This window comes from Archangium lansingense, assembly GCF_026626635.1.
GTDB lineage: Bacteria > Myxococcota > Myxococcia > Myxococcales > Myxococcaceae > Archangium > Archangium lansingense.
On record NZ_JAPNKA010000001.1, the window covers coordinates 10,676,518 to 10,689,804 of the forward strand.

The 13,287-nt window shown below is 68.0% G+C and carries 11 protein-coding genes; 3 read left to right on the plus strand and 8 right to left on the minus strand.

The genetic code is table 11. The features are described 5' to 3' along the window. The first annotated feature begins 168 nt into the window (after nucleotides 1-168). The 3 genes from OV287_RS42605 to OV287_RS42615 all read left to right on the plus strand — a co-directional run bounded on the left by OV287_RS42605 (nucleotide 169) and on the right by OV287_RS42615 (nucleotide 6,009). Nucleotides 169-2,136: a serine hydrolase domain-containing protein gene (locus tag OV287_RS42605; RefSeq protein ID WP_267539769.1), complete on the plus strand. Its 1,968-nt coding sequence runs from the start codon at nucleotides 169-171 to the stop codon at nucleotides 2,134-2,136. Nucleotides 2,137-2,271: 135 nt separating this feature from the next. Beyond that, complete coding sequence (locus OV287_RS42610) at nucleotides 2,272-5,223, plus strand: helicase C-terminal domain-containing protein (protein ID WP_267539770.1); 2,952 nt, start codon at nucleotides 2,272-2,274, stop codon at nucleotides 5,221-5,223. Between the two features lie 48 nt (nucleotides 5,224-5,271). Further along, the gene (locus OV287_RS42615; protein ID WP_267539771.1) at nucleotides 5,272-6,009 is read left to right on the plus strand and encodes a site-2 protease family protein; all 738 of its coding nucleotides are present in this window, start codon (nucleotides 5,272-5,274) and stop codon (nucleotides 6,007-6,009) included. A gap of 15 nt (nucleotides 6,010-6,024) precedes the next feature. Here OV287_RS42615 and OV287_RS42620 read toward each other — a convergent pair whose 3' ends face one another. From OV287_RS42620 to OV287_RS42655, 8 genes are all read right to left on the minus strand, one after another. After that, nucleotides 6,025-7,149, minus strand: coding sequence for a DJ-1/PfpI family protein (locus OV287_RS42620; protein ID WP_267539772.1), 1,125 nt, complete (start codon nucleotides 7,147-7,149; stop codon nucleotides 6,025-6,027). Between the two features lie 68 nt (nucleotides 7,150-7,217). Further along, nucleotides 7,218-8,231 (minus strand): GlxA family transcriptional regulator, encoded by a 1,014-nt coding sequence (locus tag OV287_RS42625; protein ID WP_267539773.1) that lies wholly within the window; start codon nucleotides 8,229-8,231, stop codon nucleotides 7,218-7,220. 75 nt (nucleotides 8,232-8,306) lie between these two features. Continuing rightward, a complete protein-coding gene (locus OV287_RS42630; RefSeq protein ID WP_267539774.1) occupies nucleotides 8,307-8,996 on the minus strand; it encodes an imm11 family protein in 690 nt (229 codons plus the stop codon). Continuing rightward, nucleotides 8,986-9,492 (minus strand): Wall-associated protein precursor, encoded by a 507-nt coding sequence (locus OV287_RS42635; RefSeq protein ID WP_267539775.1) that lies wholly within the window; start codon nucleotides 9,490-9,492, stop codon nucleotides 8,986-8,988. The genes OV287_RS42630 and OV287_RS42635 overlap by 11 nt, the downstream gene beginning before the upstream one ends. A 62-nt stretch (nucleotides 9,493-9,554) precedes the next feature. Next, nucleotides 9,555-10,805 carry a HEAT repeat domain-containing protein gene (locus OV287_RS42640; protein WP_267539776.1) on the minus strand — a complete coding sequence of 417 codons (1,251 nt, stop codon included), beginning with the start codon at nucleotides 10,803-10,805 and terminating at the stop codon, nucleotides 9,555-9,557. 68 nt (nucleotides 10,806-10,873) lie between these two features. After that, nucleotides 10,874-11,563, minus strand: a complete 690-nt coding sequence (locus tag OV287_RS42645; protein WP_267539777.1) for a hypothetical protein — start codon at nucleotides 11,561-11,563, stop codon at nucleotides 10,874-10,876. Between the two features lie 103 nt (nucleotides 11,564-11,666). Continuing rightward, on the minus strand, nucleotides 11,667-12,413 hold the full coding sequence (locus tag OV287_RS42650) for a HEAT repeat domain-containing protein (protein WP_267539778.1): 747 nt from the start codon (nucleotides 12,411-12,413) through the stop codon (nucleotides 11,667-11,669). Between the two features lie 59 nt (nucleotides 12,414-12,472). Continuing rightward, a complete protein-coding gene (locus OV287_RS42655; protein WP_267539779.1) occupies nucleotides 12,473-13,219 on the minus strand; it encodes a HEAT repeat domain-containing protein in 747 nt (248 codons plus the stop codon). Nucleotides 13,220-13,287 lie beyond the last annotated feature (68 nt).

Sequence of the window (13,287 nt, forward strand, 5' to 3'; positions counted from 1 at the left end):
CTCCCCTGCCCCCACGTGTCCGCGCTGCCACGCTGCGGCCGACGAGCCACCCTCTGCTTGCACCTGCACCATCCACCGACCAACAGATGTTCCGACCCCTCCCCCGAGCACGATGGGCGTCCTGCCCACTTCGCTCGACACTGATGGGCAACCCCGTGGAGGAGGACCATGTCGACAACGGACCGTGTCCGTGCGGTGACCGCGTACCTCGGGTCCTGCCTCTTGATGCTCGGCCTGGCGCTCCCGGCACCCGCCTCGCCCTCCCCTTCGGAAGGGTCCCCTCCAAGGACGTCAACGACCCGGGGGCCCGCGGATGCCCGGGAGCTGGAGGGCTTCCTGGATGGCGTGCTGTCCGCCCAGCTTGAGGACTTCCACATCCCTGGAGCCGCCGTGGCGGTGGTGCGAGGCGAGCAACTCCTCGTCGCCAAGGGCTATGGCCATGCCGATCTCGACGCGCGCCAGGCCGTCATCGCCGACAGGACCCTCTTCCAGATTGGCTCGGTCACCAAGCTCTTCACCTGGACGGCGCTCATGCAGCTCGCCGAACGGGGCCAGCTCTCCCTGGACGCCGACATCAACACCTACCTCGAGGATTGGAAGATCCCCGCGACCCAGCCCCAACCCATCACTCCGCACCACCTGATGTGTCACACGGCGGGGTTCGATGAATGGCCGCTGTCGGCCTCCGTTCCTCCCGAGAAACTTCAGCCCCTGGGGAGCGCCCTGGCACGGGAAATACCCGCCCGGCTCCACCCTCCGGGAGAGATTCAGGCCTACTCCAATTACGGAGCAGCCCTGGCCGGCTACATCATCGAGCAGGTCACGGGGACGCCCTACGAGCAGTACATCGAGGAGAACATCCTCGCGCCGCTCGACATGCGCCACAGCACCGCCCGGCAACCGCCCCCCCCTGAGCTGGCCGCCTCCCTATCCAAGGGGTACACCGTCATGGGCGGTCTCCCGCTCACGGAGCCCTTCCAATACCTCCAGTTGGGGCCCGCGGGCTCGGTGAGCGCCACCGTCACCGATATGGCGAAGTTCATGATGGCCCACCTGCAACGGGGCCGGTACGGCGAACACCGCATCCTGCGAGAGGAGACCGCTGAGCGGATGCACCACCAGCTCTTCACTCCGGATCCAAGACTGAGTGGCTGTGCCCATGGATTCATCGAAGAGTCGCACAACGGCCAGCGAGTGCTCACGCACAGCGGAGGAACGGGGGTCGTCAACAGCCTGCTGGTGCTGCTGCCCGTGAGCGATGTCGGCCTGTTCGTCGCCTACAACAGCGGGGGGAAGGGCAACCTGGGAGAGGCAGCGAGCGAGGTACTCCAACAGGCTTTCATCGATCGCTACTACCCGGCACCGGTGCCTCCACGACCCCTCCCCATGGCGGGCGCCGCACAACGTGCCGAGCGATTCGCGGGTTCCTACCGGTTCACCCGTACCCAGGCCGCCACCTTCCAGAAGTTCTTCCAGCGGAACCTGGACACCTACGTGAGCGTCGCACCCGATGGAGCCTTGCTGCTGAGTGGATCCGAAGGCGTTCCCATCCGGTGGGTCGAGGTGGAACCCCTGCTGTTCCAGAGGGCGGAAGGCTGGCCTGTCTCAGCCCGGATGGCGTTCCGCGAGGACTCGCAGGGCCGCATCTCGCACCTGTTCAAGGAGACGTACGCGGCCGCACATGAAAAGAGACCCTGGTACGAGGGCAGAGTCCTCACAGACGTCCTGTGGGCCACGTGCATGGGCCTCTTCCTATCGACCCTGGTGCTCTGGCCGTTCACCGCCGTCCTGCGCCGCTACAAGCCAGAGGACCCGCACGCGCCACCCCGCTCCCGGATGGCACGCGGGGTGGCGGTGACAACCAGTGCCCTGGGCTTGCTGTTTCTGCCTGGAATCACAGTGGCCCTGAGCTCCGCCCAGCCGCTCTCTCACATTCCGCTGTCCGTGAAGGCGATGTTGGCCCTGGGGCTCGTGTTCGCCGTGCTGGCGCTCACCACCCTGGGATTCGCCGTGCGGGCCTGGGTGCGGCGCGACTGGAGCATGACCGGGCGCGTGCACTACACAATGATCGCGCTCGCCGCGGTGGCCTTCATCTGGTGGATGCACGTGTGGAACCTGCTGGGATTCCGTTATTGAGACCACGCCCTCCCCGGCCCACCGCGGTCCATACCGGCCGTGAAGAAACTCCACGAAGCGTCCTCCCCGGTGGACCCCGGACGGCCGGTTTCTCGGCATGACGCCCGAAGACGGGTAGGCTGGCCCCTCTTCACCATGGGCGGCGCGGCGGAGCTCTTCACCCGGCACGTATTCCTCGACCTCGAGACGACGGGGTTGGATCCGCGTGTCGACGAGGTCATCGAGCTCGGGGCCCTCTTCATCGAAAACGGCCGGGTGGTGGACCGCTACGTCCACTTCTTCGCCGCCTCTCGTCCCCTGCCCCTCACCATCCGCAGGCTCACGGGTATCGAAGATTCGATGCTCGCCGGTCAGCCCCGGCTCGCCGAGAAGGTGCCCGAGCTGCGCCAGAAGCTCACCGGCTGGACCGTGGTGGCCCACAACGCCTCCTTCGAGAAGGGCTTCCTGCCGGACCTGCTCGGCCCCATCCGCGCCCCGGTGCTCGACTCGTGCGAGCTGATGCACTACCTGCATCCGGAGCTATCCAGCCACTCGCTGGAATCCCTGATGCGCTGGGCCGGCAAGGGACCTCGTGCCCGCCACCGCGCCATGACGGACTGCGAGGCCACCTACGCCGTGCTGCTGCACGCACTGGACGGCTGCATCCGCGACGGGCGCGCCGATGACCTCGCCGACCTGCTGGAGACGTTGGATCCACGCGCCGCACTGCGGCTGGCGCAGATTGAAGCCGGTGAGTCCGGGGTGGAGCTGGACGGAGAGATCGACCCAGACGCGGCGCCCCTCGTCTCGATGCTCACCGGCCTGTGGAACCTGTGCCGGGCCCAGCCTGCCCCGCTGAAGCTGGAGGCCACGGGCTTCCTCCCCGGACGTGCCGAGCGCCAGCGGGCCAATGGCTCGAAGCCCCCTCCCGAGCAGCCGGATGAGAGCACCCCGGTGCTGCCCGTGCGCTCCGAGGAAGTGTCGGCATTGCTCGGCCCTGGAGGAGCCTTGGAGCGCGCCCAGGAGGGCTTCGCGGCCCGCCCCGCCCAGCTCGAGATGGCCCAGGCCGTGGCCCGCACGCTCTCCGACGGTGGACAGCTCGCAGTAGAGGCCGGCACCGGCACGGGCAAGTCGCTCGCGTACCTTGCACCCGCCGCCCTCTTCGCCGCCCGCAACGGACGCAAGGTGGGCGTGGCCCCGCACACCAAGACGCTGCAGGACCAGCTCATCGAAAAGGACCTGCCCCGCCTGCACCGCGCCACCGGCGGCGCCTTCTCGTACACGCTCCTCAAGGGCCAGACGAACTACCTCTGCCGCCGCCGCGCGCTGGACGTCACCCGCGTGGAGCCCGGCATGGGCCACGCCGCTCGCGCTCCTCGCGCCTACCTGCGCGCCCTCATGCGCCGCGGCCCGGATGGAGACCTCGACCGGCTGAGCCACTGGTTCCGCGAGCGCTTCCCCGTGCTGCACGCGCTGGCCCCGGCGGTGCGCTCCGAGGCTTCCACCACGCTCGGCGAGCGCTGCCCCCACTTCCGCCGCTGCTACTACCACTCGGCGGTGGCCCAGGCGCGCGACGCGGACGTGCTCGTCATCAACCAGTCGCTCGCCTTCGCCTGGCCCGCCCGGTACCCGAAGCTGGAGCACCTCGTGCTCGACGAGGCCCACGAGGTGGAGGACGTGGCCACCACCGCGCTCTCCTCGGAGCTATCGGATCTGGCCTTCAGCCGGCTCGCCGAGCGGCTGCACGGGCGCGACGGGCGGCGCGGTCTCTTCGCCGAGCTGCGGCGAGCCCTCTTCGCCGCACGGCGCGCCGAGGCCCGCGTGCTGATGAGCGAAATCGACAGCGCCCTGCTCTCGGTGGGCTCGGCCTCGCGCGCCCTCGGCGAGCGGGTGACGGCCCTGTGCGAGCCGGCCGCGGCGAACGCCTCCGAGGACGCGGACGAGTCCGCCTACGCACCGGAGCTGCGCATCACCCCCCAGGTGCGGACCTCACCCGCCTGGGAGCCCGTGCGCGAGGGACTGCTGGATCTGCGCGAGTGTCTCCAGCACCTGCACAAGCTGCTCACGGTGGGCTTGCAGGAGATACTCCCGGACCTGGCGGTGAAGATTCCGCCGCTGGAGCGCGAGCTGGCGGGAGGCGTGTCGGAGGTGCTGGAGCTGACCACGCTGACCTCGGAGCTGTCCGATGAGCCGGCGGAGGGCCGGTGCTACGCGGCCACGGCGGTGCCTCGCAAGCAGCGCTGGAGCCTGAGCGCGCAGCCGGTGAACGTGGCGCCCTACGTGTCCCGGGACTTCGCGCAGCACAAGCGGGCCCTGGTGCTGGCCTCGGCCACGCTGAGCACGGGCACCGAGCGGACGCCGTACGTGCTCGGACGACTGGGACTGGATGGGCGCAACGAGGGGATTCCCGCGCCTCGGCTGCTGCGCGCGCCCACGCCCTTTGATCTGCGCAAGCAGGCCCTGGTGGTGCTCGTCATGGACGCGCCGCGCGCGCACGAGGAGCCCTTCATCGACTGGGCCGCGACGCGTGTGTCTGGGATAGCCCAGGTGATGGGCGGGCGAGTGCTGGGACTGTTCGCCTCCACGCGGCGGATGGAGCGCGTGGGAGACCTGGTGCGGGCGAAGCTGGAGCCGCAGGGCATCGAAGTGATGCGCCAGTCACGTGGGCACGGGCGCTCGCTGGCGGCGAGGCAGGAGAAGGACACCGGCACGGTGCTGCTGGGCACGAAGAGCTTCTGGCAGGGCGTGGACATTCCCGGCCGGGGCGTGGGGTGCGTCTTCATCGACAAGCTGCCGCTGGAGCCCGCCAGCCGCCCGCTGGTGGCCTCGCGCGAGGAGCCACTCGCCCGCGGAAACAACACACACCTGGGCTTCCTCCACTACCGGCTGCCCCGGGCCATGCTGATGCTGCGCCAGGGTGTGGGCCGGCTCATCCGCTCGCATGGGGACCGGGGTGTGGTCGTCATCGCCGATCCGGGTCACCCCAGCTACCGGCAGCTCCTGCTGGACGCGCTCGCCGGCTACCGCGTGGAGCTGCTCCCCTGGTCCGAGGCTCGCGTACGCCTCTACTCCGCCATCGAGGAGATGGGGCTCATCCGCAGGGCCTGAGGCCGGGGGGGTCTTTCCTCTCACCTGGGGATGGCCGAGAGTATGGCCATGTCTCCCTGGATGGCTCTCGCGTGGCTGTGGCTGCTGATGACCGTCATCTCCCTCGTCTCGGGCGTGGTGATGGCGCTCGTGTGCTGGGGCGTGGGCGCCTCCCTCTCGGAGGTTCGCTTCCATCTCGGCCCCCCGCTGCTCACCGTCCGCCTCCGGGGCGTCAAGTGGAGCTTCGGCTTCATCAACACCGGTGCGAGCGTCACCTTCGAACCGCTCGGAATCCGCAGGGATGGGACGGACGACAACAGCTTCCTACGGCTCGCCCTGCCGCTCCGGCTCATCGCCCTTGCCAGCACGGTCGCCGGAATGCTCCTGCTCGCCGTGGCGTGCCTGTCGCCCGAGCGGGGCCTCGCGGCGTTCACCTCGGGGTTCGAGCAGGTGGTCAACGTCTTCCTCGCGCGGGAGCGGGTGGTCTCCTTCTTCGCGCTGCTGAGGACCGAGGGCTTCGTGCCGGCGCTCGGCGTGCTCTCGGCGAAGCTCGCGGCCCTCAACCTGCTCCCGCTGCCTCCGCTCACCGGTTACATGCTCCTGCGCGAGCTCTGGCTGGCCGTGTTGAGGCCCCAGATACGGAGCAACTCCGTGCCAGCCTGGGGCATGACGCTGGTGCTCATGCTCTTCCTGGGCTGGGGCTACGGCCTCTATGAAGGCCTCGCGAACCCGAACTCGAAGGAGCCCGGGCTCTCGACCATGCTCCAGGAGGCGAAACGGCTCATCGGGACCGCCGCAGATCCTTGAACGGCTCCAGGCGCCTCACTTGAAGCGCGTGGCCAGCTTCTGGAAGCGCGGGTCCTTGCGCACGTTCTCCAGGTCCGGATCGGACAGGGGCCAGTTGCTCTTGAGCCCCGCGTCCAGGGCCTTCCCGAGGTATTCGAGCGCCCGATCGTTGTCCGCCTTCAGCGAGTAGACGCACGCCGTGTTGTAGAGCGACAGGAGCCGCTGGTCCTTCGACTCGGCCGCGCGGGCATAGGCGTCGATCGCCCCGTCATACTCCTTCATGGCGGTGAGCGTCTGGCCGAGCTGGCTCCACAGGTTCGCATCGCCAGGCTGCGCCTTCAGCAGCTCGCGGTACGTGTCCACCGCCGCCTTCCAGTTCTTGTCCTGGGCGTAGACGCCGGCCTGCTGGATGGCACGGCCCCGCTCGTCGAGGCTCGGGTTGAAGAGCGAGTACTCCGTCAGCAGGTAGGGCTCCGGCGTCCACTTGTACTCCATGTACTGAGCCGTCTCGTCCGCGACGCGCTTGCCCAGGAGCCGGGCGACGACATGCAGCGAGCCGTCGATGCCCGCGGACACGCCCGCGGTCGTCACGATACGGCCCGAGTCGATGAAGCGGCGCCCGTGGTGAATACGGGCCTTGGGAGCCATCTTCTGGAGGCTGTCGATGGAGCGGAAGTAGGTCGTGGCGTCCAGCCCGTCCAGCAGCCCGGCCTTCCCCAGGGTCATCGCGCCGGTGCAGACCGTCAGCGCCAGCTCGGACTCACCGGCGGCCTTGGAGATCCACTTCATGAACTCCGCGTCCTGGAGCACCACCTGGGTGCCGCCGCCCGGGATGACCACGATGTCCGGCCTGGGCGCGTCCTCGATGGAGAACTCGGGAACCACCTTGAGGAACTGCTGGCTGGTCAGCGGCGCCTTCGTGCGCCCCACCGTGTACACCTTGAAGGCCTTCTCCTGTCCCGAGGCACCGAAGCCGCTGGCCGCCTGGAACACCTCCGCCGGCCCGGCGAAGTCGAGCACCTCCACGCTCTCGTAGAGGACGATGGCGACATTGCGCGTGTACGGCTTGCGAGGTGACTTCGTCTCGGGAGCAGCCTCCCCCGTGGACGAGGCAAGGAGCAGACACACGACGAGCGACATCCACCATGAGACTCTGGACATGAGTTCCCCCTGTTCCGGGACGAGGGCCCCGGCTGAACTGAAACGGATTGTTGCGAGAGGACCGCGCACTACACGGGCCTCGTGTGCGGACCCCGCCGCGTCACCTTCCACTGGGAGGGGCTGACGCCATACTCCTCCTTCCAGAGGCGGCGGAGCTGGCGGGCATCCATGAAGCCGCAATGCGAGGCGACGCTCTCCACGCTCTCCGCGGGATTGCTCAGCATGTTCGCGGCTACCTCGAGCTTCACCTTCTGGGTGTAGGACTTGACCGTGATGCCAGTGGCGCGACGGAACGCCCGCGTGAGACTGCGCGGGCTCATCGCGGCGATCCTCGCCAGCCCGTCGATCGTCACCCGCTCGTTCGGGTGAGTGACGAGCCAGTCCTGCACCTTGTGGACACCGTGGTCCAGGTGGGTGCGGTACTCGAGGAAGACGGACGTCTGCGTCTGCTCACCGTTACGCCGCAGGTAGATCACCATCTCCCGCGCCACGCGCGCCACCACCAGCGGGCCATGGTCCTCGAGGATGAGCGAGAGCGCCATGTCGATGCCCGAGGCCACTCCCGCGCTGGTGATGACGTTGCCGTCGCGGACGAAGAGCCGGTCGTGCAGCACCTTCGACGCCGGGTGCCACTGCTGGAGCTGCGCGGAGAGCTTCCAGTGCGTGGTGCACGAGCGTCCATCGAGCAGCCCCGCGTGCCCGAGTGCGAACGCACCGGTGCAGATGGAGGCGACCCGTACGCCCTGCGCGTGAACCTCGCGCAGCCACGCCACCGGTACGGCGCTCAGCTCCTTCAAGGTGCGCGAGTCCATGCCCGGCACCAGGACGAGGTCCAGCGAGCGCGGGTCGGGCAGCGGTTCGAGCCGCCCCAGCATGAGACCCTGGGCCGAGGTGGCCTCCACCGCAGGGCCGCAATAGCTCAACCGGTAGTCGGCCCCGAACCCGTTGGCCTCGAAGAGCGCCTGCACCGGACCGGACATATCCAGCAGATGGACGTGAGGGAGCACGAGCACCGCGACGTTCCGGGCCCGGACCGTCTTCCGGCCTCGTGCGCGCTGTCCTTCCCCCTGGAGTGCCGCCATACCGCGTACTCTAGAGAGCCTCGGGGCCGCGTGCCCAGCCGAGCCCCGGACAAAGAGCGGACATTTCGGGCCAGCTCAGGCGGAACCCGGCTTCGGGCCCGGGGGGCCGAGTGCCAGGGGGTCACGCACCAGTTCCTCGGTGGGCGTCAAACGCATGTTGGTGAAGCCGTGGCGCTCCACGAAGCGCGCGAAGCGCTCGGAGACGACCAGGCGCCCCTGCATCCCTCGGGGACGAAAGATGTCCTCCCCCTGCCAGGTGCCAGGCTCCAAGGTGAAGCCATGGATGGAATCCACGCCCGCGGCGCGGCACTCCTCACAGGTTGGTGGTTTGTCGTAGCGGATGCGGCTGCGCGCGACGTCCACCGCCGCACGCCCGAAGCAGGCGGTGACGGCCAGATATTGGGGGATGTTGGTGAGCTTGGGACCCCGCCGTTTCTGGCGCACCCGCCCCACCTGCACCGGGTGGAAGCCTTCCAACCCCGTGAGCCCGTCCTCCCGGAAGGCCTGGGCGAACCGCTCGGAGACGAGAAGGTCATCCCCCTGGGTTTCGAGGTAGTCCCCGAGCTCCTCCCCATGCAGTACCAACTCAATGCGGTAGGGAGGCAACCACCGCATCATTCCAATGGGGTACCCGCACTTTGGGCAGTCGGCCCCCTCTTCGCAGTTGACGGGCTCGGCCGTGTCGGCATCGACGTCATAACGGGACCTGAGTGCGCCCTTCTCCAGGACAAAGAAACGCGGGGAAACAGTCAGCTCAGAAACCATGCGGGAACCTCACGCGCATGTCAGGCCGGTCATAGATTGTCCGCAGAAAGGCCTCGAACTGCTTCGAAGTCGCATCGCGGTGCTCCTTGAGCCATTCAACGACCTCCGCGTCCACCTTGCGGTGCCACTCCTGGTAGCCACAGTGGGCCTGCTCATCTACGGCCCGCGTGACGAAGCGCGGGTCGCGCGCCTTGTACTGGCCGCGAAGCGTTCTGTGTCGCGTCAACGCCTTGGCGATGGGCTTGGAAATGACATGGTGCAACTGACCCTTGCACTCCTTGGGCTCGGAACAGTCAGGGGCAACCTCGGCCTCGGCCGCGCTGTCCGCCTTCTGGCCAGCCTCCTCTTCCCTTTTGGCCCGCGGCTCGAACCACTCCATGACCTCGAGAACCGCCTGCTCTTGCAGGGCCTCCTTCTCGCAGAGGCACTCCACCAGCGTCTCGCCAGGAGTGGCCGGCTGCTGCGTGAGCAACAACATCAACAAGCTCGCGAACATCTGGCCCCTCCCGGGCACTGGCCTGATTCCAGGACGCTACTGCGTGCACCGAACCATCGAGCTCACCGAAACCCGAGGAGCTTCCGGCCTGCCTGGATCGTCCGCTCCTTCGGTGCGCGCTCGTCACCCTCTTGCTGGAGTTCCCAGACGCAGTGCAGGGCGTAGATGTCCTCGGGAGGCAGCTCGGCCGTCGTCTCGCCGAAGAGAGCGAAGGTGACAGAGCCCACCATGCCCACGCCTTCCTCCGGTTCGCTCCCTTCGTCTTCGTAGCGGTAGCGGAAGAGCCAGACGTCGCGCTCATCCTTCGTGGGCGGCCAGAAGAGCCGGCGGTGGTCGTAGACCTCGAGGTGGTCGGGCACCCGACCGAATTCCGTCGGGTACTCGAGCCACTGAATCATCTCGGCCATCGCCTCGAGTCGGGCGCGATCCTCCTCCGGAACAGGAGCCGGCTGGATCCCGAGCTCCGTGAGGTAGGTCACGGCGCGTTTCCGGGTCTTCGGGTCCTTCGACCAGTCCTGGAGCCGGGCCACGGCCAGGGCATCGCCCCCCCGGGCGGCGGCCCAGGCGACCTCCATGCGGACCCCCACGTCGGGGTGCTCCATGGCAAGGGTGAAGAACTCCCGCGAGTCCGTCAGGAAGGGCAGGCTGGCCGCCGCACTGTGGGCGTACGAGAAGTGTTCTGGGTCCTTGTCGGTGAGAAAGGCTCGGAGCAGCTCGCGCCCCTGCGCTGTGTCGAAGGAGTGGGAGGTGACGCCGTGCTCGCGCGCAAGCGTATTGGCCATGTCGAGCAGAGCCACGGCGATGAACCCTGGAGGGAGCGGCTCTCGAAGCGCGGAGACGACATGAGTGGCGGCCTCCGGCTCGGCATTGACGAGCGCGGACAGGACGACCGACCACATGTAGCCATCGGAATCGAGCGGGATTCGCGCCGCGTCGATGATGCGCTGGAGCGGCTCCTCCCCCCGGTACATCGCGAAGATCTTCAGGACGAAGAGCAGATCGCTGGCGGCAGAGTCGTAGCCCTCTTGAGGGCCGACCTTCCGCCACTCCCGCAGCCGCGCGTCATAGAGACGGAGCAGGGCGGGGAGCGCCTCGGTACGAAGGGTGACCGCCGCATCCTTGTCCGTGGGCTGCTGGAAGAGCCCCACGATCTGACAGAAGGGCGATGCGACGTCCTCGGGGTCCGTGTACTTCTCGGGGTGCGCCTCGAAGTCGAGAATGAGCAGACTCGCCCGACGCGCGACCTCCGCCGAGTCGAGTTCGACCGTGGACCAGTACTCCAGCTCTTCCCGAGCAGATTTCTCCTGAGTCATGACCTGGCTGTCTAGCGCTGGGTGAGCAGAAACAACAGGCTCGCGAACACGTGCTCCCGCCCAGAGCCTCACGCGGAGGTCGGTTTCGGGTCCGGGGGACCTCGCGCCAGCGGGTCCCACACGAACTCCTCAGTAGGCGTCAGCCGCATGTTGGTGAAGCCATGGCGCTCCACGAAGCGTGCGAAGCGCTCGGAGACGACCACATCCCCAAACAGCCCGCGGGGACGGAAGATGTCCTCTCCCTGCCAGGAGCCAGGCTCCAAGGTGAAGCCATGGATGGAATCCACTCCCTCGGAGCGGCACTCATCGCAGGTAGGAGGTTTGTTATAGCGGATGCGGCTACGCGTCACGTCCACCGCCGCGCGGCCGAAGCAGGCCGAGACTGCCAGGTAACGTGGGATGTCGGTGGGCTTGGGGCCCCGCCGTTTCCGACGGACTCGCACCACTTCCACAGGGTGGAAGCCCTCCAGTCCCATGAGCGCATCCTCCCTGAATGCTTTGGCGAAACGCTCGGACACGAGAAGGTCATCCCCCGAGGTTTCGAGGTAGTCCCCAGACTCTTCACCGTGCAGTACCAGTTCGACACGGTAGGGGGGTAACCACCGCATCATCCCGATCGGTTCACCGCACTTCGGGCAGTCGGCTCCCTCTTCACGGTTGACGGGCTCGACCTTCCCGGCATCGACATCGAAACGAGACCAGAGCGAGCCCTTCTGCAAGACGAAGAAGCGCGAGGAGGCAGACAGCTCAGAAACCAAGGGGGAACCTCGCACGCATCTCAGGCCGGCAGAAGAAACAACAGGCTCGCGAACACGTGGCTCCTCCCCGGCCATGACCGAAGCCCGGCAGGCTACCACCCGCTCACGTGTCCCATTCGAACGTGTCCGCGGCCTCCTCGATGATGCGCGGGGCCAGCACCTTGAGCAGCTCCTCGGGCTTCGCTCCCGACGCCTGCACCTCCACGTCTCCCAGCAGCGCCTGGTCCGGGTAGCCGATGCACACCATCCGCACCATCAAGCCTCCCGCCTCCGTGGAGTGGATCTCCGCCTGCACCCGGAAGCCGTGAATGCCGTGCTTGCGCAGAACCCCCTGCGCCGCCGACTTGCTCTCCTTCGCCGGTGCCAGCAGCACGCCCATCTGCGTCAGCTTCCGCCGCATCCGCGCCTCGGCGAACTTCACCACCTCCGGCTTCAGCTCTCCCGTCTTGTCCTTCACCCCACCGAGCTGCACGTACACCCGCGGCGCCTGACTCTTCAGCTCCTGCAGCGTCTGGATGGACGTCTTGATGGCCGCCTGCGCCGCCGTGTCCGTCTCGCCCTTGCGAGCCTTCAGGCACTCCAGTCCGGCCACTTCCTTCAGCTTCCCCAGCGCCTGGGCCGCCGCCGCGCGCACCTGCTCGCTCGGATCCTTCAGCCCTGAGCACAGCGGCTTCACCGCTTCTGGATCATCCGAGGACCCCAGCCCCTGCGCGGCTTGGGTGCGCACACGCGGCTCCTGCCCCTGGCCGAGCTGTTTGCTCAGCGAGGCCGTCCGGGAATCCACCTGGGCCAGCACAGACGCAGGCAGGGTGAGCAACAGCAGGGAAAGGAACGAGGGTGGACACCGCATGCGGGGATCCGAATCCTAGCGTCCAGCGAGTGAGGAACGCAGCGCACCAGGGGTGTGCGCTATTTCCACTTGAAGGACTCCGCGAGCTCGTCGATTGCCCCCGGCGCCAGCGCCCTGAGCAGCTCGTAGGGCTCGCCCCCCGACGCCTGGACCTCCACGGTCCCCAGGAGATTAGGCTTGCCCGGGTAGTTCAGGCACATCACCGACAGCTTCAACCCCCCCGAGGGCCCCGGGCGGATCTCCGTCATCAGCCGATAGCCCTTCAGCTTCTTCTTGCGCAGCACCCCCTTCGCCGCCGCCTCGCTCTCCTTCTCCGGGGCCAGCCACGCCCCCTCCTGCACCAGCTTCCGCCTCAGCCGGGCCTCCGTGGCCTTCACCAGCTCCGGCGACAGCGTCCCCGTCGTGTCCTTCACCTCGCCAACCATCACGTAGAGCTTCGGCGGCCGGGCCTTCAGCCGCCGCAGGTGGCCCAGCGCCGACTCCACGGCCGCCTTGGCCGCCGGGTCCGGCTCGTCCTTCCGGGCCTCCAGGCACTCAACCCCTCCCAGCTCCCCCAGCTTCTCCAGCGCCCCGGCCGCCGCCGCCCGGACCTCCCCACTCTCGTCCTGGAGCCCCGCGCACAGAGGCTGGAGCGCCTCGGGGTCCTCCGACGCCCCCAGCACCCGGGCCGCCTGGACGCGGTGCGAGGGCTCGGCCCCCTGTTTCAGCCTCCGGGCGAGTGAGGCCGTCTCGGGATCGGTTTGGGCCAGGACTGTCGCCGGGCAGACGAGCAGCAGGAGGGTGACAAGGTGGGATGGGGAGCGCATGTCAGTCGTTGGATCCTAGCTTGGTCCATAAGAAACGCAGCGCACCCACCACTTGTGGCATATACCCT

Excerpts from the sequence above, each read along its gene's own strand:
- OV287_RS42605 (WP_267539769.1), top strand. The coding sequence starts at position 169 with ATGTCGACAACGGACCGTGTCCGTGCGGTGACCGCGTACCTCGGGTCC.
- OV287_RS42610 (WP_267539770.1), top strand. The coding sequence starts at position 2,272 with ATGGGCGGCGCGGCGGAGCTCTTCACCCGGCACGTATTCCTCGACCTC.
- OV287_RS42615 (WP_267539771.1), top strand. The coding sequence starts at position 5,272 with ATGTCTCCCTGGATGGCTCTCGCGTGGCTGTGGCTGCTGATGACCGTC.
- OV287_RS42620 (WP_267539772.1), bottom strand. The coding sequence starts at position 7,149 with ATGTCCAGAGTCTCATGGTGGATGTCGCTCGTCGTGTGTCTGCTCCTT.
- OV287_RS42625 (WP_267539773.1), bottom strand. The coding sequence starts at position 8,231 with ATGGCGGCACTCCAGGGGGAAGGACAGCGCGCACGAGGCCGGAAGACG.
- OV287_RS42630 (WP_267539774.1), bottom strand. The coding sequence starts at position 8,996 with ATGGTTTCTGAGCTGACTGTTTCCCCGCGTTTCTTTGTCCTGGAGAAG.
- OV287_RS42635 (WP_267539775.1), bottom strand. The coding sequence starts at position 9,492 with ATGTTCGCGAGCTTGTTGATGTTGTTGCTCACGCAGCAGCCGGCCACT.
- OV287_RS42640 (WP_267539776.1), bottom strand. The coding sequence starts at position 10,805 with ATGACTCAGGAGAAATCTGCTCGGGAAGAGCTGGAGTACTGGTCCACG.
- OV287_RS42650 (WP_267539778.1), bottom strand. The coding sequence starts at position 12,413 with ATGCGGTGTCCACCCTCGTTCCTTTCCCTGCTGTTGCTCACCCTGCCT.
- OV287_RS42655 (WP_267539779.1), bottom strand. The coding sequence starts at position 13,219 with ATGCGCTCCCCATCCCACCTTGTCACCCTCCTGCTGCTCGTCTGCCCG.